The organism is Pseudomonas izuensis (genome assembly GCF_009861505.1).
GTDB classification, from domain to species: domain Bacteria; phylum Pseudomonadota; class Gammaproteobacteria; order Pseudomonadales; family Pseudomonadaceae; genus Aquipseudomonas; species Aquipseudomonas izuensis.
In genome coordinates this window covers 189,572-212,265 of record NZ_WTFT01000008.1, presented here as the reverse complement: position 1 = coordinate 212,265, position 22,694 = coordinate 189,572, and the positions used below count along the sequence as shown (strand labels likewise).

Genomic DNA, 22,694 nt, shown 5'->3' with positions numbered 1-22,694 from the left:
CCTCCACTCGGCCTCTCGAGGTGGCAAGAAGATCAAAAGCCAAAGCAACGCGAGGCGGCCTTATAGCCGACCTGGCTTTCTCGGATGTACCAGTTCCCCTGTAGGAGCTGGCTTGTCGGGTCGCCGCATCGCAGCGAAGGCGGCCGAACAGCCGACCTGATTTTGGTGGGTAAACCGATTCCCGGTAGGAGCTGGCTTGCCAGCGATGACGGCCGAACAGTCGACCTGATTTTCGCGGATGTACCGATTCCCTGTGGGAGCTGGCTTGCCAGCGATGACGGCCGAACAGCCGACCTGATTTTCATGGATGTACCGATTCCCTGTGGGAGCGGGCTCGCCCGCGAAGGCGGCCGACCAAGCGCCACAACTCTTCGCTCATTACCCGGCCCATAAAAAAACCCGGCATAAAAGCCGGGTTTTTTGACTGACATCGAGCTTAAGCGGTGAAGGTTTTGCCTTCGAACTGCTCAGCCACGAATTTCCAGTTGACCAGGTTCCAGAACGCTTCGACGTACTTAGGACGCAGGTTGCGGTAGTCGATGTAGTAAGCGTGTTCCCAGACGTCGCAGGTCAGCAGCGGGGTGTCGCCGTTGGTCAGCGGGTTGCCGGCGCCGATGGTGCTGGCCAGGCCCAGGGAACCGTCAGCTTTTTTCACCAGCCAGCCCCAGCCGGAGCCGAAGGTGCCGATGGAGGTCTTGCTGAACTCTTCCTTGAACTTGTCGAACGAACCGAACGCAGCGTTGATGGCTTCAGCCAGTTTGCCGGTTGGTTGACCGCCAGCGTTTGGCGCCAGGCAGTTCCAGTAGAAAGTGTGGTTCCAGACCTGAGCGGCGTTGTTGAAGATACCGCCCGAGGAAGTCTTGACGATTTCTTCCAGGGTCTTGCCTTCGAACTCGGTGCCTGGCACCAGGTTGTTCAGGTTCACGACATAGGTGTTGTGGTGCTTGTCGTGGTGGTATTCCAGAGTTTCCTTGGAAATGTGCGGCTGCAGTGCATCGTGTGCGTAAGGCAGTGGCGGCAATTCGAAAGCCATGGTGGATCTCCTAATCAGGTCAGTTGCGGTGGGCGCAAGGCCGATCACGGGCGGCCAGACAAGCGCCGGGGAGTTTTATACTCTTTGCGGCGCAGGTGTCGGATCATAGCACCGGGGGTGCGGCATAACCACGCAACAACTGTGTGGAATAGAGGTTCCAGAGCCTTTTGGAATAAATCAGCCAGCCATGATCAGTTGCAGCGCTACAGCGAACATCATGACAGCCACCAGCAGATCGAGGATTCGCCAGGTACTTGGCCGAGCCAGCCACGGAGCCAGCCATGCGGCGCCCAGTGCCAGCGTGAAAAACCACAGCAACGAGGCACTGGCCGCACCGACCACATAAGCGCCGGGCTCGGTTTGTTGCGCGCCAAGGGAGCCGATCAGCAAAACGGTGTCCAGATACACATGGGGGTTGAGCAGTGTCACGGCCAACGCACTGAGCATCACTGCCCGCAACGAACGAACGGTCTGATTTTCACCCTGCTGCAGGCTTTGTTTTGAAAAAGCCCGGCGCAACGCCTGACTGCCATACCAGATCAAAAACACCGCGCCCCCCCAGCGGGCGACCGCCAACAGGGTCGGGTTCTGCGCCAGTACCGTGGCCAGGCCGAACACCCCGGCGGCCACCAGAATCGCATCGCACATCACGCACAGTGCCGCCACCGGCAGGTGATGTTCACGTCGCAGGCTTTGCGCCAGCACAAACGCGTTTTGCGTGCCGATCGCCATGATCAGGCCGAAGGCCACCAACAGGCCATTTACATAGCTTTGCCACATGAGGGTTACTCCGCGTTCGCTGCCAGGTCGCGCAGCACTTGCATCGCGCGCTCGGCGTCGGCCTGGCCGACGAACAAATGGTCGTGGTAATAGCCGGCGATCACGTTGCAGCTGATACCGGCTTGTCCGAGTGCGGTGGCAAACGCGGCGGTCAGGCCGACGGCCTCGAGGGCCGAGTGCACGTTCAAGGTGATCCAGGCCGCGACGTAGTCGAAACTGAAACCGGCCCGTTCAGCGTGGGACCGTTCAAGAATGACCGTCAGGCCTTCTTGCTCACGGAAGCTGCCGACGATGTCCAGGCCTGAAGGCAATTGCCCGTCGTGCAAGGTGCAGAACACGTATTCGCCGGCATTGAGTTGCGGGCTCATGCTGCGTAGCAGCGTTGCCAATGAAGTTTCGCCAGCCATGTCGGTGTTTCCTGTTCAAGAGTTCTTGCTGGCTATTCTCTGGTACATCGCTGTATAAGAAAAACCAATAATGCTGATCGCTCATTAGGAAAACTGATGTTCGACTATAAATTGCTTTCTGCCCTGGCCGCGGTGGTCGAGCAGGCGGGTTTCGAACGGGCTGCGCAGGTCCTGGGTTTGTCGCAATCGGCGATTTCCCAGCGCATCAAATTGCTTGAAGCGCGGGTTGGCCAGCCGGTGCTGGTACGAGGTACGCCACCGTCTCCAACCGAGATTGGCCGGCGTCTGCTCAACCATGTGCAGCAGGTGCGCTTGCTTGAGCGTGACTTGCAGAGCCTGGTGCCGGCGCTGGACGAAGAAGGTGTGCCGGAACGCCTGCGCATCGCGTTGAACGCCGACAGTCTGGCGACCTGGTGGGCGCAGGCCGTGGGGGATTTTTGCGCGGATCAGCATGTATTGCTGGACCTGATCGTCGAAGACCAGACCGTCGGCCTCAAACGCATGCGCGCAGGGGAAGTGGCGGCCTGCCTGTGTGCCAGCGAGCGGCCGGTGGCCGGCGCCCGCAGCGTGTTGCTGGGAGCGATGCGCTACCGGGCATTGGCCAGCCCGGCTTTCATTGCCCGACATTTCCCCCAAGGCGTACATGCCGGGCAGTTGGCCCGAACCCCGGCCCTGGTATTCGGCCCGGATGATTTCCTGCAGCATCGTTATCTTGCGTCCTTGGGCGTCGATGGCGGATTCGAACACCATTTATGCCCGTCGTCAGAAGGCTTCATCCGACTCACCGAAGCCGGGCTCGGCTGGGGGCTGGTCCCGGAACTACAGGTACGCGAACAACTGGAACGCGGCACTTTGCTGGAGCTTTTGCCAGATAAACCGATCGATGTGCCGCTGTACTGGCATCATTGGCGCAATGGCGGTCAGTTGCTGGGTCTGCTCACCGATCAGTTGGTACGCGCGTCGAAGCAATGGCTGGTGCCGTTGAACTGACGGGCAGCGTCAAGACCTCACGCAATACGCAAAAAGAAATATTCGGAGCACTACATGAAAATTCTGGTCACCGGCGCAAGCAGTTTCATCGGCGGGCGCTTTGCGCGTTTCGCCCTGGAGCAAGGCCTGGACGTGCGGGTCAACGGTCGCCGGGCCGAGGGTGTGGAGCATCTGGTGCGGCGTGGCGCCGAATTTATCCAGGGCGATTTGAGCGACCCGCAATTCACCCGCGAGTTGTGTTCCGATGTCGAGGCCGTGGTGCATTGCGCCGGCGCCGTCGGCCTGTGGGGGCGCTATCAGGATTTTCACCAAGGCAATGTCCAGGTCACCGAAAACGTGGTCGAGGCCTGTTTGAAGCAGCGGGTTCGGCGCCTGGTGCATTTGTCCTCGCCGTCGATCTACTTCGATGGCCGCGATCACTTGGGCCTGACCGAAGAACAGGTGCCCAAACGCTTCAAGCATCCCTACGCCGCGACCAAATACCTGGCCGAGCAAAAAGTGTTCGGCGCCCAGGAATTCGGCCTCGAAACCCTGGCACTGCGTCCGCGTTTCGTCACCGGTGCCGGCGACATGAGCATTTTCCCGCGTCTGCTCAACATGCAGCGCAAGGGCCGCCTGGCAATCATCGGCAACGGCCTGAATAAAGTCGATTTCACCAGTGTGCAAAACCTCAATGAAGCGTTGCTCAGCAGTTTGCTGGCCAGTGGTTCAGCCTTGGGCAAGGCCTACAACATCAGCAACGGAACGCCGATCCCGTTGTGGGATGTGGTCAATTACGTCATGCGCAACATGGAAGTCCCACAAGTTACGCGCTACCGTTCCTACGGTTTGGCCTACAGCGTCGCCGCCCTCAACGAAGGCGCGTGCAAGCTGTGGCCGGGTCGCCCGGAACCGACCCTGTCGCGACTGGGCATGCAGGTCATGAACAAAAATTTCACCCTGGACATCAGCCGCGCCCGGCATTATCTGGATTACGACCCGAAGGTGAGCCTGTGGACCGCCCTCGATGAGTTTTGCGGTTGGTGGAAGGCCCAGGCTATTCGCTGAACCGCCCACACTGAACCGACTCGGGGGTTGAGGGTCAATCGGTGCGACTGTGGGGGTTATACTCGCCGCATCAAGCCATCACCGTTTCACAAAGGTTGACTCAATGTCCATGCGTAACGATGCCAACGACGACTTCGATGATGTACCGAGCCTGCGTGCCGACAGCCTCGACGACGATGACTATGTACCCACCGCGCGTACCTCCGTGCATTCGCGCACGACACCTGTGGTCAAGGTCAAGAGCCCGAGTACCGGGCCGTTGTGGGCGCTGGTGGGCGCGTTGTTCTTTGCATTTGCAGGCCTGGCCTGGTGGAGCTTCCAGCAGATCTCGCTGATGGAGCAGCAACTGGTGGCGACCCAGGAAAGTTTCGCGCGCATCAGTGAGGAAGCGGCGGGGCGCTTGCAGGACATTTCCGGAAAGGTTGTGGCCAGCCAGACCAACGTCACCAGCGACAGCGAAGCCTTGAAGCTGCAAATCAAGCAACTGGAAAGCAAGCTGCAGGATCAGGGCAAACAGCAACAAGGCGTGGCCGGTCAGGCTTCGGACCTGGACAAGCGCCTGGCGCAGATGACCGCGCAAACCACCGAGCTCGACAAGCATCTGGCACAGATCACTGCCCAGAACACTGAGCAACAGACGGCCACCATTCAATTGCAGGCTCAGGTCAAAGTCTTGAACAGTGACGTAGCCACACTGAAAAGCGCCCCGGCGGACACGGAAAAATTCGACGCCCAGTTGAAAAGCCTCGGCGCCGACATCACCGCCTTGAAGAAACAAGGCAACCCGACCGCCGCCATCGATCGCCTGGAACAGGAAGTCGTCATCCTCAAAAGCCAGCAGGACAATCGCCCGGCGACTTCCCAAAGCTCGGCCAACATCGCCGAGTTTGACGCCTTCCGTGGCCAGGTCACCCGCAATATCAACACCCTTCAGGCGCAGATCCAGAACCTGCAACAGCAACTGCGCGCCCGTCAGTAAAACCTGGCGGGTATTTGTAGGAGCGAGCTTGCTCGCGATGGTCGTCAACGAAAACGCGGGGTGACAGGATAAGCGCGGCGCTCTTGAGTCCATCGCGGGCAAGCCCGCTCCCACAAGGACCGTGCAAATCCTGTGGGAGCGGGCTTGCCCGCGATGCAGGCGACGCGGTCTGGCTACCGAACCTTGTCTTCCCGGCCCCGCAACAACCTGTTCGGCATGGCAATCGCCGCGGCCAGTCCCAGCAGGGACACCGCGGCACTGACCATCAGCAAATGCCGGAAGGTCAACAGCAATTCGGCGCGCAAGGCGTTCTGCGCATCCCCCGGTACGGCGTTGAGGCCGTCCAGCAGGACATTGCCCGAATGCCCTTCGTTGATCAGCGACGAGCCGGCCAGGTGCGCGAAGCTCGAGTCCTGCAATAACGCCAGCAAGAGTGCCGACATCAACGCCACCCCCACTGCACCACCCAGCGAACGGAACAGGTTGGTGGTGCTGGTGGCGACGCCGATGTCGCGCTGTTCCACCGAGTTCTGCGTCCCCACCAGCGAAGTCGGGAACTGCATGCCGCCGGCGATGCCGCTCAGTAGCATGAACAGGCTGCTCAGTAATGTGGCGTTGGGCGGGCTGAAGGCCATGCCGAGAATCGAGATCGGCATCAGGATCGCGCCGGTGAGAATCTGCGGTTTGTACCGACCGGTCACCGAGGTGCGACGCCCGGCGAAATACGCGCCAATCGGCAGCCCCATGGCCAGCGGCAGCAAATGCAGCGCGGCGCTGTCGGCCCCGGCGCCGGTGACGCTCTGGAAGCGCAACGGCATCAGCACGATCAGCGAAATGGCCTGGAAACTGGTGAAGAAAATCGTGCACCAGCACAGCAGGGCGTTGCGGTTGGCGAACAGGTGCATCGGCAGCAACGGCTCCCGCGCGCGACGTTCATGCCAGACGAACACCGCCAGCACCATCACCGCGCAAGCGAACAGACCGAACACTTCGCGGCTGCGCCATGAATGTCCCTGGCCGACCTGAGTGATCCCGAGCAACAGCGCGGTCAGGCCGATAATCATCAGCAGTGTGCCAAGGTAGTCGATAACCGGTTTGCGTTGCGGAATCGGCAGCCCCACCAGATTGCGGTTTGCCACCAGCCAGGCGCCCAGCCCCAATGGCAGGTTGATCAGGAACACCCAGCGCCAGGACAGGTATTCGGTCATGTAGCCGCCGAGTACCGGACCGGCCACACTGGCCACCGCGTACATGCTGCTGAAATAACCCTGATAGCGGCCGCGCTCGCGCGGCGGCACGATGTCGCCAATGATCGCCTGGCTGACCGAAATCATCCCGCCCGCGCCGATCCCCTGAAGAATCCGCGCCAGCACCAATTGCTCCATGCTCTGGGCCATGCCGCAGAACAGCGATGCCAGGGTGAACACGCCCATGCCGAACAGCATCAACTTGCGCCGCCCGTACAGATCGCCCAGTTTGCCGTAGATCGGCACCGCCACCGTCATCGCCACCATGTAGCCGGAAATCACCCAGGCCAGCAGGCTGACGTCCTTGAATTGCGCGGAAATGGCCGGCATCGACACGGCGACAATGGTTTGGTCCAGCGCGCCAAGAAAGATCGCCATCATCAGGGCGACCAGTACGCTGCGAATGGCCGGTTTGGACGTTTCTGGATGGTTGAGATTGGTCACGGGAGAACCTGCGGGCAGTGAGGGTCCCGCAAGGGGCATGGGCGAGCGGGGATGCTCGCCAGTGTAAGTCGGTAGCAGCCTATTCGATAGCCTCATAAGGAAGCCCGACGTAATTTTCTGCAATGGTTTTCCGGCCGGCTTCGGAATCGATGAAGTACTCCAGCTCCGATTCGGCAATACGCTGGCTGAAGGCATCGTGCTCCTCGAAACGGTGCAGCATCGAGGTCATCCACCAGGAAAAACGCTCGGCTTTCCATACCCGGCGCAGGCAGACCTCCGAGTATTTCTCCAGCAAATCGACACGGCCCTCGCGGTACACCTTCAGCAGGATATTGAACAAGGTACTGACGTCGCTCGCCGCCAGGTTCAAGCCCTTGGCACCGGTGGGCGGGACAATGTGCGCCGCGTCGCCGACCAGGAACATTCGGCCGTACTGCATGGGTTCCACCACGAAGCTGCGCAGTGGCGCGATGCTTTTTTCGATGGACGGCCCGGTCACCAGGTTTTCCGCCAGTTTCTCCGGGAGGCGAGTCTTGAGCTCATCCCAGAAACGCTGATCGGACCAGTCCTCGACTTTTTCGTCGGCAGGCACCTGCAGGTAATACCGGGTGCGGGTCGCCGAGCGCATGCTGCACAGGGCGAAACCGCGCGCGTGGCGGGCATAGACCAGCTCCTCGTGAACCGGCGGGGTGTCGGCCAGTATTCCCAGCCAGCCAAACGGGTAGACCCTCTCGAACACCTTCAGGCACTCGGCGGGAATCGACTGCCGCGCCACCCCATGGAAGCCATCGCATCCGGCGATGTAGTCGCAATCGAGGCGATACAGCTCGCCGTCCTTCTCAAAAGTGACGTAGGTTTCGTCGGTTTTCATGCCATGGGGAACGACATTGCCAGCCTGGTAAATCGTCTGCGCGCCAGCCTCCCGACGAGCGGCCATCAAGTCGCGGGTGACCTCGGTCTGGCCGTAGATCATCACGGTTTTTCCACCGGTGAGGGCTTGCAGGTCGATGTGCACCCGGCGCCCGTCGAGGGCCAGTTCGAAACCGCCGTGGACCAGACCTTCGGCCTCCATGCGCTGACCCACACCGGCCTGGCGCAACAGCTCTACCATGCCTTGTTCAAGGACGCCGGCACGGATGCGACCGAGTACATAATCCGGGGTTTGGCGTTCGAGAATCAGGGTGTCGATACCGGCCTTATGCAGTAACTGACCGAGCAAAAGGCCGGAGGGACCGGCACCGATAATGGCGACTTGGGTTTTCAGCATTTTCATTGTTTTTAGGACTCGCAAGCTCCACGCGACCAGGGTCGGTGAATGATTTTTATGGATCGAGTGCTTGCATTTTTCCCTTGCGGGTCTGTCAATTGAAGGTGAAAACTGAGCCGATACCTGTACATTCTGCCAATCGGTGCGATTATCGCCCGTCATCTATTCCGAGGCCTGGATTGAAGTGATGAACAAGCCTGACGTGCCTTCGATTCCGGTGTTCAAGCTCTACGGTGAAAGCCTGGATTGGCCGACCCCGGACTTGCTGCACTGTGAAACCATCTCCAAACGCAGCCGCGAACATCAATGGGAAATCAAACCCCACCGTCATGCCGATTTATGCCAGTTGCTCTTCGTATTCAAAGGTCAGGCAGAGCTTGAAATCGAAGGCAAACGTACGCAACTGAATGAGCCGTCGATTCTGGTCATGCCGCCGTTGTCGATTCATGGCTATCGTTTTTCCGAAGACGTCGAAGGATTCGTCGTGACCCTGGCCGCGCCACTGGTCGCCCATCTGCAAGCGCAATTGGGTAACTCGGTGAATGCCCTGGCCCAGGCCGAAAGTTACCCGGCCGGCAAGGACAGTGAGTACCTCAACAGCCTGTTTGCTGCCTTGCAAACCGAATACACAGGTCATCAACCGGCGCGGGAAATGCTCATGCATTCGCTGGTCAGCGTGATCATGGTGTGGGTCAGCCGTCAGGTGATCCAGCGACGTTCAGCGTCCCAACGGCCACAGCGTGCCCGGGAATACCTCAACGGTTTCATTCAGCTGGTGGAAGAGACCTATCGCCAGCACGTCAAGGTCGAGGATCTGGCTCATCGGCTGGGCATTTCAGTGTCCCACCTCAACGGCACCTGCCGCGAGCTGGCGGGGCAACCGGCGTTGCAGATCATGCACGAACGGCAGCTGCTGGAGGCCAAGCGCTTGCTGACCTACACCAGCATGACCATTTATGAAATGTCCGACGTATTGGGGTTTTCGGATCCGACCAACTTCACGCGCCTGTTCCGACGCCGGGTGGGGATTTCGCCCAAGGCTTTTCGCGACCGCTTGAAGGCCGACCAGGACAATCAGGCCTGATCAGCTATCCCCCAACGGCATTCGTCAGCGCAGGGCGTTGAGCGTGGCGTTGTGGGGAATGCAACGCTCGAAATTGCAGCTGGCGTAATCACGGGGCAGGTTGCGCAACTGCTCCACACGCCAGGCTGCCGCGCCATACAACCCGAGCGTCACCGCACAGGTGATGAAAATGGCGAGGTACCTTCTTGTTTTGATGTTCATGGCGCAGACCTCTGAACGAATACCCTTGGGTACTACCTTGAGCATAGGTCAGCGCCAGTGAGTTGCCAGCACTGATTACCCTTGTAGGAGCTGGCTTGCCAGCGAAGGCGGCCTCGAATCTTGCACCATTTTTCAGGGCCCCTTCGCTGGCAAGCCAGCTCCTACAGGGGCGGTGTTTACAGGCCGGCGTCCCACGCGGGTTCTTCAGGAAACCTCTCCACCAGAAAATCCAGCAAGCTGCGCAACGCCGCCGGCATGTGTTTGCGCGAGGCGTACACCGCGTACACGTTCATCCGCCGCGGTTCCGCCCGGGGTAGCAAGCGGATCAGTTCGCCGTTGTGAATATGCACCCCGGCCTGATACGTGGGCAGCATCGCCACCCCGGCTCCGGCCATGGCCGCGCGCAGCAGTGTGCTGGCTTCATTGGCGCTGATGTTCCCTTGCACGGGCACCGAGATCTGCTCGCCGTCCTGTTCGAAATGCCAGAGGCTCTTGCCGAAATAGGAGTGGGTCAGGCAGTTGTGCTGGCTCAAATCCTCGACCCGCTGCGGCGCTGGATGCTCGCGCAAGTAAGCGGGGGAGGCGCAGATCACCGAGCGACAGACCGTCAGCTGGCGGGCAATCAGGTTGGGATCCAGGTCGTTACTGGTGCGAATCGCCAGGTCGATGCGCTCATCCACCAGGTTTACCGTGCGGTCGAGCATCTGCATGTCGATGCTGACGCCGGGGTAGCGCTTGACGTACGCCGCCATGGCATCGGCCAGTTGCGCCTGGCCGAACGAGGTGCTGACGCTGATGCGCAACAGGCCACGGGGTGCCTCGTCCGGCTCGCTGACGGCGGCTTGCAGGTCGTTGCACAGTTCCAGCATCTGTCGGCACCGGGGCAGGGTTTCGCTGCCGGCGGCGGTCAGGCTCAATCTGCGGGTGGTGCGGTGCATCAGGCGCGCGCCGACCCAGTCTTCCAGTTCCGCCAGGTACCGGGAAACCACCGGCCGCGACAGCTCCAGATGATCGGCGGCGGCCGATTGGCTGCCGAGGTCGACCACCGTGACGAACACCCGCATTGCTTGTAGACGATCCATGATTTGCCCGCTTTCAGAAACAAACTATGTTCAAGCATCGCATTTTTTGTACTGACCCATGCAACTAAGCTCTGCTCCACCTGTAGGAGCTGGCTTGCCAGCGATGGAAGCCAAGGCGCCGCGTTTTTCCGGTAAGCACGCGTTATCGTTGACGTCCATCGCTGGCAAGCCAGCTCCTACGAAGAGCAGGTCTCCTATCAGACAACGGTGTAAAAAATGATCGGCTTCACCTCACTCAAACGCATTTTCCTGGCGACCGCCCTCGGGTTTGCCGCCCATGCCAGCGCATCGACGCTGACGCTGGACGTCTACAATCCTGGCGACAAGGCGATTTTCCCGGTGACCTCGGTGCTGGTCAGCGGCGAAAAAGACGCGATCCTGGTGGACGCGCAATTCGGCAAGTCCCAGGCCGAACAGGTGGTGGAAAAAATCCGCGCCAGCGGCAAGCAACTGACCACTATCTACATCAGTCACGGTGACCCGGATTATTACTTCGGCCTCGACACCCTGACCGCTGCATTCCCCAACGCCAAGGTGCTCGCCTCGCAGCCAACCGTTGATCACATCAAGCAGACCGTCGAGGGCAAACGGGCGTTTTGGGGGCCGAAGTTGGGGGCTGACGCACCGGCCAAAACCATCGTGCCGGACGTGCTCAAGGGCGACAGCCTGATCCTCGAAGGGCAGAAGTTGCAGGTGGTGGGCCTGGCGGGCAAGCAACCTGATCGCAGCTTCGTCTGGATTCCATCGATCAAGGCCGTGGTGGGTGGTGTGGTCGTGGCTGAAAACATCCACGTGTGGATGGCCGACACCCAGACCCCGCAGTCCCATGTCGATTGGTTGGCTACGCTGCATTCGATTGAAACGCTCCATCCGAAAACCATCGTGCCGGGACACTACCTCGGCGAGAGCACCCGGTCCCTGGCGGCGTTGCAGTTCACCGCCGATTACATCAAGGCCTTCGACGAAGAAACCGCCAAGGCCAAGGATTCCGCGGCGTTGATTGCCGCAATGAAAAAACGCTTCCCGGCACTGGGCGAAGAAAGCTCCCTTGAGCTGAGCGCCAAAGTCGCCAAGGGCGAGATGAAGTGGGGTGAATGAATTTATCTGTGGCGGGGGGATTTAGCGAAACCCCTCACCATCCTGATTTGTACTGACTTACCTAAATCCAACTGGAGAACGTCATGAGCAAAATCGCAATCATCGGTGCCACCGGTCGTGCCGGTAGCCAACTGCTGGAAGAAGCCCTGCGTCGCGGTCACAGCGTCACCGCCATCGCCCGCGACACTTCGAAGATCGTTCCGCGTAGCGGTGTGGTGAGCCAGGCTGTCGATGCGCTGGATGCCGCCGCGTTGCAAGCGGCAATTGCCGGTCATGACGTGGTGATCAGCGCTGCGCATTTCTCGACGCTGCCGGCCGCCGCCGTAATCGGGCCGGTGAAGCAGGCCGGGGTCAAACGCCTGCTGGTGGTGGGCGGTGCCGGTTCGCTGTTGTTGCCGGACGGCACTCGGGTGATCGACAGCGCAGGCTTCCCGGAGGCATACAAGGCGGAGGCCGGTGCCGGTGCCGTGTTTCTTGAAAACCTGCGTCAGGAAAAGGAGCTGGACTGGACCTTCCTGTCGCCATCGGCGGAGTTTGTCGAAGGCGAGCGCAGCGGGAAATTCCGGATCGGCAAGGATGATTTGCTGGTGAGTAGTGAAGGGCGCAGCTGGATCACGTTTGCCGATTATGCGATTGCGATGCTGGATGAAGTCGAAGCGCCGAAGCATTCGCGGCAGCGGTTTACTGTCGGGTATTGATGGCGCGGCTTGAATCCATTCGCTGGCAAGCCAGCTCCTACAGGGGATCAAATCCTGTAGGAGCCGGCTTGCCGGCGAAGTTTTTCAGGGCTCACCGCGACTGCGCCTGCTCCACCAACCACCCCGTCAATTCGCGCAATTTCGGCGAAGGTGCAGGTTTTTCCGGGAATACCAGGTAATACGACAGCCCGGTTTTCACCTTCAAATCAAAAGGCATGACCAACCGCCCGGCATTCAGGTCATCGCCGATCAACGACCAGTCGCCAATCGCCACGCCTGTTCCTTGGGACGCCATCGACATGGCCAGGTCCAGTGTTTCGAAATGCTGACCCTTGCCGACATTGGTCAAGTGCACATCCGCGGCTTTCAGCCAGGTTTTCCAGTCCCGTTCATCGCGGGTGGGGTGCAACAACAAGTGTTGTTGCAGGTCGGCCGGCGTCTGCAGGGCCAACGACCCTTCCAGCATTGGCCGCGAACACACGGGTGTCAGTTGTTCATCAAACAACAGGCACGACACCAGGGCACTGTCCGGCGGCGCACCGTACATCACCGCCGCATCGAATTGCTCGCGATGAAAATCCACGCCGTGCTTGACGGTGGTCGTCAGTTCCACCGGCACGTCCGGTCGTTCCTTTTGCCACTGCAACAGCCGGGGTAACAGCCAGCGCATGACACAGCTCGGTGCCTTGAGTTGCAGGGTTTCGCGCTTCTCGCCGATCTGTTCCACCGCTTCGTCGATCAGGCCGAAAATCTGCTGGACCCGCGGCAGCCACTCCCGCCCTTCGGCGGTCAGGTCCAGCCCCCGGGCCTGACGGATGAACAGTTCATAACCCAGATGATCTTCCAGCCCGGCGATCTGTCGGCTCACTGCGCCTTGGGTGATGTGCAGTTGCTCGGCGGCCCGGGTGAAATTGCAGCACTGCGCGGTAATCAGAAAAGTGTGCAGCGCCGGCAGGGGAGGCAGTCGTTTCATTGGGATCCAAGGTATGACGTGAAGACATGGCTAGTATGACTTTTTATCCATTGTTGCGGCTACGTGTCGCCCGTTCCAATGAGGCCATCCCTGGACCTGCGAATCCATCATAAACATTGCACAGGTCCGGCGTCTCAATCGAACAAGAAGGGCAATGACATGGCGACGTGCGGCGAAGTATTGGTCAAGTTACTCGAAGGTTACGGGGTCGAGCAGGTGTTCGGCATTCCCGGGGTTCACACCGTGGAGCTGTATCGCGGGCTGGCCCGTTCGAGCATCAACCACGTCACGCCGCGTCACGAACAGGGCGCCGGCTTCATGGCCGACGGCTATGCCCGCACCAGCGGCAAACCGGGCGTGTGCTTCATCATCACCGGCCCTGGCATGACCAACATCACTACGGCGATGGGGCAGGCCTACGCCGATTCGATCCCGATGCTGGTGATCTCCAGCGTGCAATCGCGCAGCCAGTTGGGCGGCGGTCGTGGCAAGCTGCACGAGCTGCCGAACCAGAGCGCACTGTGTGCCGGTGTCGCAGCGTTCTCCCACACCCTGATGTCGGCGTCGGAATTGCCAGGCGTGTTGGCCCGTGCCTTCGCGCTGTTCCAGGCGGGTCGTCCGCGTCCGGTGCACATCGAAATTCCGTTGGACGTGCTGGTTGAAAACGCCGACGACCTGCTTGCCAGCGTTCCGGTAAACATCGACCGTGCCGGTGCGGCCCCAGCCGCTGTGAGCCGCATGACCGAGTTGCTGGCCGGCGCCAAGCGTCCGTTGATTCTCGCCGGTGGCGGCGCCATCGATGCCGCCGCCGAACTGACCGAACTGGCTGAACTGCTGGACGCCCCTGTCGCACTGACCATCAATGCCAAAGGCATGCTCGAGTCCGGCCACCCGTTGTTGATCGGTTCGACCCAGAGCCTGGTCGCGACCCGTGCACTGGTCGCCGAGGCTGACGTGGTGCTGGCCATCGGTACCGAGCTGGCCGAGACCGACTACGACGTTACCTTCGCCGGTGGCTTCGAGATTCCAGGCCAACTGCTGCGCGTCGACATCGACCCGGACCAGACCGTGCGCAACTACCCGCCGCACGTGGCGTTGGTGGCCGACTCGCGCAACGCCGCCCAGGCGTTGCTCAGCGCGTTGTCCCACAAGTCGCTGGCCGAGCGCAGCAACGATTGGGGTCAGGTGCGTGCCGCCCGCCTGCGCGAAGAACTGGCCGCCACCTGGGATGCGCCGACCCTGGCCCAGACCCGCTTCCTGGAAACCGTGCTGCACGAATTGCCGGACGCCGTATTCGTCGGCGATTCGACCCAACCGGTGTACACCGGCAACCTGACGTTCAACCCTGAGCGCCCGCGCCGCTGGTTCAACTCGTCCACCGGCTACGGCACCCTCGGTTACGCCTTGCCGGCCGCAATTGGCGCCTGGCTCGGTGGCAGCGTGGAAAGCGGTACGCGTCCGCCGGTGGTGTGCCTGATCGGTGACGGCGGCCTGCAATTCACCTTGCCGGAACTGGCCAGCGCCGTTGAAGCGCGCACCCCGGTGATCGTGCTGCTGTGGAACAACCAAGGCTACGAAGAAATCAAGAAATACATGGTCAACCGCGCCATCGAGCCGGTTGGTGTGGACATCTACACTCCGGACTTCATCGGTGTCGCCAAGGCCCTGGGCTGCGCTGCCGAAGCGGTCAGCGACGTCGAGCATCTGCGCCGAGCCTTGCGCGTGGCCGCCGATCGCCAGGGCCCGACCCTGATTGAAATCGATCAGACTGCGTGGACCAAGGCGGTGTCGAAATGAGCTTCTCCTTGACGTTGCCAACCACGCTCGACGGCCTGTTCATCGATGGTAAATGGTCCGCCGGCACTGAACACCTGCGCGTGATCAACCCGGCTACCGAAGCGCTGCTGACCACGGTCGTCGGCGGTGATGAGCAAGCGGTCGATCAGGCTGTCAGCGCGGCAACCCGAGCGTTCGCCGACTGGTCGAAAACCACCGGCGCCGAGCGCGGTGCGATCCTGCGCAAAATCGCTGCGGGCGTGCAGGCGGGTCGTGATCACCTGATGCACTTGCAGTCGAGCAACAACGGCAAGCCACAGTTCGAAGCGGCCATCGACGTCGATGACGTGATCGCCACCTTCGAGTACTACGCGGGACTGGCCGAAGGCCTGGACGCGAAACAGGACAGCGCCGTCGAGCTGCCAAGCGATGATTTCAGCGCGCGCCTGCGCCGCGAACCCTGCGGTGTGGTCGGCCTGATCGTGCCGTGGAACTTCCCGATGGTCACCACCGCGTGGAAACTCGCCCCGGCCCTGGCCGCGGGTTGCTGCGTGGTGCTCAAACCTTCGGAAGTGACGCCACTGCCGGAACTGGAACTGGCGGCAATCATCGCAAACGCTGGCTTGCCTGCCGGTGTGTTGAACGTGGTCTGCGGTACGGGCCTGGCCGTTGGCGCGCCGCTGTCGGCGGACCCGCGCATCGCCAAGATTTCCTTCACCGGCAGCAACGCGGTGGGTGTGCAGGTCATGCAACGCGCGGCGGAAACCGTCAAAGGTGTGAGCCTGGAACTGGGTGGCAAATCTTCGCTGCTGGTATTGGCCGATGCCGATATCGAACTGGCGGTGGAAGTGGCCTGCGGTGGCGGTTTTTTCAACGCCGGGCAGATGTGTTCCGCCACCAGCCGTGTGCTGGTCGCCGATGAACTGTTCGATGATTTCCTGAGCCGCTTGAAGGCCCGCGCCGAAGCCATTCGCGTGGCCGACCCGTTCGACCCGAACGTGGAAATGGGCGCACTGGTCAATCAGGCGCAATACCAGCGCGTGCTCGGTCACATCGATCGCGGCCTCAGTGCAGGTGCCACGTTGATTTGCGGTGGCAATCGTCCCGCCGACTTGCCACGCGGATATTTTTTGCAGCCGACGGTGTTCACCGACGTGCCCCTGGACAGTGCGCTGTGGTGTGAAGAGATTTTCGGCCCGGTGATCTGCGTACGTCGTTTCAGCTCCGAAGCCGAAGCGATTGCCCTGGCCAACGACAGCCAGTTCGGTCTGGTCGCCAGTGTGGTCACGCGCAACGCCGAAGCCGCTGATCGCGTCGCCAACGCTTTGCAGGCGGGGCTTGTGTGGATCAACGCGCCGCAGGTGATCTTCCCGCAGACCGCCTGGGGTGGCTACAAACAGAGCAGCATCGGCCGCGAATTGGGGCCGTGGGGCTTGCAGGCTTTCCAGGAAATCAAGCACGTGATTCGGGCTGTCTGAAGGCACGAAAAAGGTGAGCGCATGCCTCGTGTTGAGGCATGCGCTCACGTCATGGCTTCAATGAGTTTTTATCGATAGTCAGGTGTTTTACACAACCTCAGGATGAACCCGTCGGCTCAGCTAACGCCCAGTAAATAAGGGGTTCCAAGCAGATCCGGCCGCGCGGATGCAACAGTTTCGACCAGCCTCATACCTACAAAAACAAAGGGAGTCCGTAATGGGCGAGCACGATCTGAACAGACGTCAATTCATCAAGACCGTGGGCGTAGCCTCGGTTGCCGCGGCGGCCATGAGCATGCCGTTCATCAAGGCCAACGCCAGCGATACACGCTTTGCCGGCAAGACCCTGAAACTGCTGACCTGGTCCGATGACACCGGCCTGGCAGCGTTGCGCAACATCGCTGCGACCTTCGAAGACAAGTACGGTTGCAAGGTCGTCGCCGACCGCACCGGCAGCACCTCGGAAATGGTCGCCAAACTGAAGGCCGGCGGTGATCGTCCGCAGTACGACATCATCACCCTGGCAGGCGTCGGCGCCGAAGGTCTGGCCGCCGCCAACCTGCTGGAAAAACCCGACCTCAACCGCATTCCCAACCTGGTCGACGTACCGGAGAAATACCGCACCGGCGCCAATGGCCACGGTATCGGTTACCTGCTGTGGTGCAACAGCCTGGTCTACAGCACCCGTACCCAGAAAGAAGCGCCAACCAGTTACGCTTCCCTGTGGGACGCCGAGCTGGCACCGAACATCTTCCTGCCGCCGCCGAACTGGACCGAGGCCATGGACCTGATCATCATCGCCGCCAAACTGGCCGGTGGTGACGAACACAACATCGAGCCGGGCTTCAAGAAACTCGCCGAGTTGAAAGATCGCGTGGTGACCCTGGGTGAAAACCCGAACCAGATCGCCGAACTGTTCCGCACCGGTTCCCTGGACATGGGTGGCCTGTACGCACCCGCGTTCTTCCCGAAACAGATCCGTGATCCGAACTACGGCCTGGGCGCCACCTTCGGCATGAAGGAAGGTTTCTACACCGACCTGATGCTCTCGGTAATGCCGAAGAACCGTCCTGGCGACACCGACATGGCCTACGCCTTCATCAACCACTCTCTGGACCCGCTGGTGCAGGGCAAAATGGCCGAGGACATTTACAACGGTCCGGTCAACGCCAAGGCGATCATCTCCGCCGAAGCGCGCAAGAGCCCGTACATCCTCACGCCGGAACAGATTGCCGAGAAAGCGATCATGCACGACAACGCCTTCCTGGCCACCGTGCATGACCAATGGATTCGTCGTTACACGGAAATCTTTTCTTCCTGATATCGGACTTCCAGGTACTGCAATTTCCTGTGGGAGCGGGCTTGCCCGCGATGACGGTCTTCGTGTCGGCAAAGATGTGAATGACAGATCGCCATCGCTGGCAAGCCAGCTCCCACAGGGTTCACTGCAGTTTCGAGTCCCGTGTTTGTCAGCTGCTTTCCATTGACGAGACCCTTGCTATGGAACACCAACCTCTGACCCATCCGGTGAGTGTCGCCCCCGTGCGCGCTAATCGGGGTGTTTCGCCCACGGCGCGCGCCTGGTTTTTCCTTTCGCCGTCGATGCTGTTTCTCGGCGTGCTGATTGCCGCCAGCCTGTTGGTACTGCGCATGAGCGTGGGCACCAAAGGCGCGGAATGGTCCGGGTTCAGCCTGGCCAGTTATGCCCAATTGCTGGAACCCTATTACCTCAAATCCCTGCTGCTGACCCTGCGCCTGGCGCTGATCAGCGCCGTGATCGCGGTGCTGCTGGCAATCCCGGTGGCCTACACCATGTCGCGGCTGACTTCGCCGTTCGTGCGCCGGATTTTCCTGGCCGCGGTGCTGCTGCCATTGCTGGTCAACCTGCTGCTGCAAAGCTACGGCTGGCTGGTGATCCTCGGCCCGGGCGGCATGCTCAACCAGACGTTGATGGGCCTGGGCCTGATCAAGCGTCCGATCATGCTCCTCTACAACCAGAACGGCGTGTTGATGGGCCTGGTGCAGACCGCCTTCCCACTGGCGGTGCTGCCAATTGCCAGCGCCATGCGCGGTGTCGCCCGCAGTTACGAAGAAGCCGCCGCGACCCTGGGCGCCAGTCGCCTGCAGGTGTTTCGCCAGGTGGTGTTGCCGATGAGCCTGCCGGGGATCATCACCGGTGCGACCCTGGTGTTCGCCTACAACGCCAGCAGCTTTGTCGTACCGCTTTTGCTCGGCGGCCGTCGCGTGCCGATGCTGGCGGTGATGGTGCATGACCAGATCGCCCCGCTGATGAACTGGCCCGCCGCATCCGCTGCCGGTGTGGTGTTGATCGTGACCACACTCGCCATCATGACCTTGTCCGAATACATCACAGGCCGTCGTCGGCGCATGCTGGAGGCTTCGCAATGAGTTCCCTGACCAAGAAGCGCCAGTCGCTGCTGCCGGGTGAAACCGGCAAGTTCGCCGGCATCCTTTCCGGTTTCATCCTGCTGCTGGCGGTGTTGCCGATCCTGACCATGATCGTCATGTCCTTCAGCGGCTCGTCGAACCTCGACTTCCCGCCAAGCAGCTACAGCCTGCAATGGTACAAGGCGGCCTGGCACACCTTCGTGTCGCCGGATGCCAGCGATGTGCTGAGCCTGGGCAAGGCCATGACCACCAGCCTGATGGTGTCGTGCCTGACCATGGTCTTCGCCACGCTGATCGCGGTGCCGGCGGCCTATGCGCTGACCCGTTGCGAATTTCGCGGCAAGGCCGTGGCGCTGCAATTGATGTCGTTGCCCCTGGTGTTCCCGATGGTGGTGCTGGGCCTGGCCTTGTTGCTGGTGTTCGACAGCCTGCCGTTCCAGATGACCACGTCGCGGCTGGTGATTGCCCACGTGATCCTCGCGTTGCCGTTCGTGGTGAAAAACTGCACGGCGGCGATGCTCTCCATCGGCAGTGAAGTCGAAGAGGCCGCGCAGATGCTCGGTGCTTCACCGCTGCGGGCGATTGTCGACGTGGTGGTGCCGTTGATGAAGTCGGGAATCCTGGCGGGGATGCTGCTGGCGTTCATCGTCTCGTTCAACGAATTCACCGTGACCTATTTCCTCTACACCATCGACGTGATGACCGTGCCGATCTGGATGTACAGCCGCACCGTGTCGTCGCTCGACCCAACCGTATTCTCGTTTGCCGTGCTCATCGTGCTGATCGACTTCGTGCTCATTTGGGCACTGGAGAAGTTGGTGGGTGAAGGCGGCGTTTCGTTCTGATTTCTTGAGGTGATTCATATGTCTGGTCTGATTCTGGAAAACGTCGAGAAACATTACGGCTCGGCCTGCGCGGTAACGGATGTAAACCTGCATTTGCCCGAGGGCAAACTGGTGTGTTTCCTTGGCCCTTCGGGGTGCGGCAAAACCACGTTGCTGCGCATGATTGCCGGCCTTGAAACCCTGACCGACGGCGAGATCCGCCTGGACGGCGAGGACATCGGCAACACCCCGGCGCACCTGCGCAACTTTGGCATGGTGTTCCAGTCTTTGGCGCTGTTCCCGCACATGACCGTGGGCGAGAACATTGCCTATCCGCTGAAACTGCGCGGGGTCAGCAAGGCTGATCAGCGGGCGCGAGTGGTGGAGTTGCTGGAACTGATCCAACTCCAAGCGATGATCGATCGCCCGGTGGCGAAACTCTCCGGCGGCCAGCGCCAGCGCGTGGCGATTGCCCGTGCGATCGCCAACAACCCGAAAATCCTCCTGCTCGACGAACCGCTGTCGGCGCTGGACGCCAAGCTGCGCGAGTCGATGCAGGTGGAAATCCGCCAGCTGCAACAGCGCCTGAACATCACCACCATCATGGTGACCCACGATCAACGCGAGGCCATGACCATGGCCGATATCGTCGTCGTATTGGGTGAGCATCGGGTACAGCAGGTGGGCACGCCGATCGAGATCTATCGGCACCCGGCCAACGAGTTCGTCGCTGACTTCATCGGCTCCGGCAACATCTTCCCGGCCACCGCGCTGGGCAACGGCAAGGTCAGCCTGCCGGGTGGCGATGCACTGCAAGTGCCGATCTGCACAAGTATTGCGGCCGGGGAGAAGGTGAAGATGCTGATTCGCCCTGAAGACCTGCAACTGTCGCCCGCGCAGGCAACGGCGGGCAACCGCTTGCTGGGCAAGGTAACGTTCGTGCGTGATATCGGCGCGACCATCGAGACCACGGTTGAGTGTTCCGGGGTTTCGTTTACCGCGCTGAGCACGCCGTGCCAGGGGATTGGCTTGAGCATCGGGCATCCGGTGTCGGTGACCTTGCCGGCGGAGGCGTGCCGCGTTCTTGGTGCCTAACTGGCTGGCCCCATCGCGAGCAGGCTCGCTCCTACAATGGTCTTGTGTACACCAAGCCACTGTGGGAGTGAGCCTGCTCGCGATGAGGGCCGCACATACAACACAAAACTTAGCTAGACCGACAACCGCAACCGCGCCAAATCCCGCAACGGCGGCGCGCCGAACAACCGGCTGTATTCCCGGCTGAACTGCGAAGGGCTTTCATAGCCGACCCGGTAACCCGCCGCCGAAGCCTCCAGCCCTTCCGCCAGCATCAAGCGCCGAGCCTCCTGCAGGCGCAGCTGCTTCTGATATTGCAATGGACTCATCGCCGTCATCGCCTTGAAACGGTGATGCAGCGTCGAGACGCTCAGGTTCACTTCCTTCGCCAGATCATCGATTCGCAGCGGTTGCTCAAAATTGCCGTTGAGCCATTTGATCGCCTGGCTGATGCGATGGCTCTGACTGTTGGCGATGGCGATTTCGTACAGCCGATGGCCCTGCGGGCTGCGCAGCAACCGATAGAGAATTTCCCGTCGAATCAGCGGCGCGAGCATGGCGATGTCTTTCGGTGTGTCGAGCAACCGCGCCAGACGCAGCACCGCGTCGAGCATCGCGGTGTCGATGCGTTCCACATACAGGCCGCGCCCGGTGGGTCGGGTCGGCACACCGATGGGGCCGGCATCGGCGATCAGCGCGGTGATTTCCGCCGGATCGATATCCAGCCGCACCGCCAGGATCGGTTCCTCGGACGTGACATTCACCACCCGACCGCTAAGAGGCATCGAGACCGATACCACCAGGTAATTCAGCGGGTCGTAATTGAAATACTCGTCAACCAGCCGAACTTCCTTGCGTCCCTGAGCCATGATGCACAGCGCGGGTTGCGCCAGCACCGGGGCGAAATCGTGGTTTTGGCTGTGGCGCGACATGAACAGCGAATCGACGGCGGTGGCATAACTGCCATCTTCGCCGGTGTTGCGACGAATGATTGCCGCCAGTTCAGCGCGCTGCTTTTCCATCTCGGCATCCAGCGGGTCTGGCTGCTGTTGAGAAAAGTGATCGAATGACGACATGCAAGGCATCCTCGCAAGGGCAGATGTGGTGGGGCAGAGCATATGTTTGTGCAAGCGGCAGCGGTAGACACATTCTGTCGAATGCTTGCCTGATTCTGCACGGGGTTGTTTTTTCACCCTGACAAGGCAGAGAGCAGGCGGGAAAACTTGCTTGAAACTCGTATGACAGTACCGTGACAGCGTTTTACACCTTGTTACAGCCCCACACTGCAGTCTCGCAGGATTGTGCAACGCACCGGCAGGAATCGACTAACGACGCAGGCGAATCGGCCCTTAACCTTTGATCCTGTCGCAGCCCGTCCCAGGCTGCCACGCGACTCCCCGGGAGGGTTGAACATGTCAAAGCAAATCCCCGTCAGTCATATGGCCTTTGTTCGAGCGCGTGCCGGGCGTTCGCAAGAGCTGGGTGTGCGCCTGAGCGCGCTGATCGAACCGTCCCGCGCGGCGCCAGGCTGCCTGAACTTTGCCTTGCAACAGTCGCAGTGCGATCCAGAGCTGTGGCTGGTGTCCGGCTTCTGGGTCAATCAAACAGCCATGACCGCCTACTTCAGTACCCCGGCCATGGAGATTTTTGCCGAGCTGGTGCAGGAGCTGGTGGTCAACAGCCTGGATTTCCACACCTTCAAGGAGGTGTCGGCGGCGCAGGCCCTCGGCCAGTCCGGGGTAGCGGTACACAAACTGGCCGGTTGAGGGTTTAATGGCAGCATTCTCAACCAGCCAGGATGCT

Annotated in this window: 22 protein-coding genes; 13 read left to right on the top strand and 9 right to left on the bottom strand. The window is 60.8% G+C overall.

What is annotated here, in order from left to right; translation table 11 throughout:
- Window positions 1–436: 436 nt before the first annotated feature.
- From GPL81_RS07970 to GPL81_RS07960, 3 genes are all read right to left on the bottom strand, one after another.
- Entirely contained in the window at window positions 437–1,033 is a 597-nt protein-coding gene (locus GPL81_RS07970) for a superoxide dismutase (protein ID WP_160106320.1), read from the bottom strand.
- A 177-nt stretch (window positions 1,034–1,210) separates the two neighbouring features.
- Window positions 1,211–1,813, bottom strand: a complete 603-nt coding sequence (locus GPL81_RS07965; RefSeq protein WP_096509271.1) for a LysE/ArgO family amino acid transporter — start codon at window positions 1,811–1,813, stop codon at window positions 1,211–1,213.
- Between the two features lie 5 nt (window positions 1,814–1,818).
- On the bottom strand, window positions 1,819–2,220 hold the full coding sequence (locus tag GPL81_RS07960) for an ACT domain-containing protein (RefSeq protein ID WP_160106319.1): 402 nt from the start codon (window positions 2,218–2,220) through the stop codon (window positions 1,819–1,821).
- Window positions 2,221–2,316: 96 nt separating this feature from the next.
- On the opposite strand from GPL81_RS07960, the gene GPL81_RS07955 reads away from it, so the two are divergent.
- The 3 genes from GPL81_RS07955 (at window position 2,317) to GPL81_RS07945 (ending at window position 5,236) form a co-directional block, all read left to right on the top strand.
- Window positions 2,317–3,210 (top strand): LysR family transcriptional regulator ArgP, encoded by an 894-nt coding sequence (locus GPL81_RS07955; RefSeq protein ID WP_160106318.1) that lies wholly within the window; start codon window positions 2,317–2,319, stop codon window positions 3,208–3,210.
- Between the two features lie 54 nt (window positions 3,211–3,264).
- A complete protein-coding gene (locus GPL81_RS07950) occupies window positions 3,265–4,257 on the top strand; it encodes an NAD-dependent epimerase/dehydratase family protein (RefSeq protein WP_160106317.1) in 993 nt (330 codons plus the stop codon).
- 103 nt (window positions 4,258–4,360) lie between these two features.
- Window positions 4,361–5,236 carry an ATPase gene (locus GPL81_RS07945; protein WP_160106316.1) on the top strand — a complete coding sequence of 292 codons (876 nt, stop codon included), beginning with the start codon at window positions 4,361–4,363 and terminating at the stop codon, window positions 5,234–5,236.
- Between the two features lie 173 nt (window positions 5,237–5,409).
- On the opposite strand, the gene GPL81_RS07940 is transcribed toward GPL81_RS07945, so the two are convergent.
- Both GPL81_RS07940 and pobA read right to left on the bottom strand, forming a co-directional pair.
- The gene (locus GPL81_RS07940; protein ID WP_160106315.1) at window positions 5,410–6,927 is read right to left on the bottom strand and encodes an MDR family MFS transporter; all 1,518 of its coding nucleotides are present in this window, start codon (window positions 6,925–6,927) and stop codon (window positions 5,410–5,412) included.
- Between the two features lie 79 nt (window positions 6,928–7,006).
- Entirely contained in the window at window positions 7,007–8,191 is a 1,185-nt protein-coding gene (pobA, locus tag GPL81_RS07935) for a 4-hydroxybenzoate 3-monooxygenase (protein ID WP_178122578.1), read from the bottom strand.
- A 190-nt stretch (window positions 8,192–8,381) separates the two neighbouring features.
- Here pobA and GPL81_RS07930 point away from each other — a divergent pair, with 190 nt between their 5' ends.
- Window positions 8,382–9,278, top strand: a complete 897-nt coding sequence (locus GPL81_RS07930) for a helix-turn-helix domain-containing protein (protein ID WP_160106313.1) — start codon at window positions 8,382–8,384, stop codon at window positions 9,276–9,278.
- Window positions 9,279–9,302: 24 nt separating this feature from the next.
- Here the strand turns inward: GPL81_RS07930 and GPL81_RS31065 are convergent, their stop codons facing one another.
- Together GPL81_RS31065 and GPL81_RS07925 are read right to left on the bottom strand one after the other, a co-directional pair.
- The gene (locus tag GPL81_RS31065) at window positions 9,303–9,479 is read right to left on the bottom strand and encodes a hypothetical protein (RefSeq protein ID WP_172901564.1); all 177 of its coding nucleotides are present in this window, start codon (window positions 9,477–9,479) and stop codon (window positions 9,303–9,305) included.
- 176 nt (window positions 9,480–9,655) lie between these two features.
- Window positions 9,656–10,561 (bottom strand): LysR family transcriptional regulator, encoded by a 906-nt coding sequence (locus GPL81_RS07925; RefSeq protein ID WP_218585637.1) that lies wholly within the window; start codon window positions 10,559–10,561, stop codon window positions 9,656–9,658.
- A gap of 216 nt (window positions 10,562–10,777) precedes the next feature.
- On the opposite strand from GPL81_RS07925, the gene GPL81_RS07920 reads away from it, so the two are divergent.
- A complete protein-coding gene (locus GPL81_RS07920; protein ID WP_160106312.1) occupies window positions 10,778–11,659 on the top strand; it encodes an MBL fold metallo-hydrolase in 882 nt (293 codons plus the stop codon).
- Window positions 11,660–11,742: 83 nt separating this feature from the next.
- Window positions 11,743–12,357 (top strand): NAD(P)-dependent oxidoreductase, encoded by a 615-nt coding sequence (locus GPL81_RS07915; RefSeq protein ID WP_160106311.1) that lies wholly within the window; start codon window positions 11,743–11,745, stop codon window positions 12,355–12,357.
- A gap of 91 nt (window positions 12,358–12,448) precedes the next feature.
- Here GPL81_RS07915 and GPL81_RS07910 read toward each other — a convergent pair whose 3' ends face one another.
- Window positions 12,449–13,330: a LysR substrate-binding domain-containing protein gene (locus GPL81_RS07910; protein WP_160106310.1), complete on the bottom strand. Its 882-nt coding sequence runs from the start codon at window positions 13,328–13,330 to the stop codon at window positions 12,449–12,451.
- A gap of 159 nt (window positions 13,331–13,489) precedes the next feature.
- Between GPL81_RS07910 and GPL81_RS07905 the strand changes: the two genes are divergently transcribed.
- From GPL81_RS07905 to GPL81_RS07880, 6 genes are all read left to right on the top strand, one after another.
- Window positions 13,490–15,127, top strand: coding sequence for a 5-guanidino-2-oxopentanoate decarboxylase (locus tag GPL81_RS07905; protein WP_160106309.1), 1,638 nt, complete (start codon window positions 13,490–13,492; stop codon window positions 15,125–15,127).
- 8 nt (window positions 15,128–15,135) lie between these two features.
- Window positions 15,136–16,584, top strand: a complete 1,449-nt coding sequence (locus tag GPL81_RS07900; protein ID WP_160106408.1) for an aldehyde dehydrogenase family protein — start codon at window positions 15,136–15,138, stop codon at window positions 16,582–16,584.
- Window positions 16,585–16,801: 217 nt separating this feature from the next.
- On the top strand, window positions 16,802–17,905 hold the full coding sequence (locus tag GPL81_RS07895; protein ID WP_160106308.1) for an extracellular solute-binding protein: 1,104 nt from the start codon (window positions 16,802–16,804) through the stop codon (window positions 17,903–17,905).
- Between the two features lie 179 nt (window positions 17,906–18,084).
- Window positions 18,085–18,993, top strand: coding sequence for an ABC transporter permease (locus GPL81_RS07890; protein ID WP_160106307.1), 909 nt, complete (start codon window positions 18,085–18,087; stop codon window positions 18,991–18,993).
- On the top strand, window positions 18,990–19,838 hold the full coding sequence (locus GPL81_RS07885; protein WP_160106306.1) for an ABC transporter permease: 849 nt from the start codon (window positions 18,990–18,992) through the stop codon (window positions 19,836–19,838). The genes GPL81_RS07890 and GPL81_RS07885 overlap by 4 nt, the downstream gene beginning before the upstream one ends.
- Window positions 19,839–19,856: 18 nt before the next feature.
- Complete coding sequence (locus GPL81_RS07880) at window positions 19,857–20,912, top strand: ABC transporter ATP-binding protein (protein ID WP_160106305.1); 1,056 nt, start codon at window positions 19,857–19,859, stop codon at window positions 20,910–20,912.
- A 113-nt stretch (window positions 20,913–21,025) separates the two neighbouring features.
- Here GPL81_RS07880 and GPL81_RS07875 read toward each other — a convergent pair whose 3' ends face one another.
- Window positions 21,026–21,967, bottom strand: a complete 942-nt coding sequence (locus GPL81_RS07875; protein WP_160106304.1) for an AraC family transcriptional regulator — start codon at window positions 21,965–21,967, stop codon at window positions 21,026–21,028.
- Window positions 21,968–22,303: 336 nt separating this feature from the next.
- Here GPL81_RS07875 and GPL81_RS07870 point away from each other — a divergent pair, with 336 nt between their 5' ends.
- Window positions 22,304–22,657 carry a putative quinol monooxygenase gene (locus tag GPL81_RS07870; protein ID WP_096509289.1) on the top strand — a complete coding sequence of 118 codons (354 nt, stop codon included), beginning with the start codon at window positions 22,304–22,306 and terminating at the stop codon, window positions 22,655–22,657.
- Window positions 22,658–22,694: the final 37 nt, after the last annotated feature.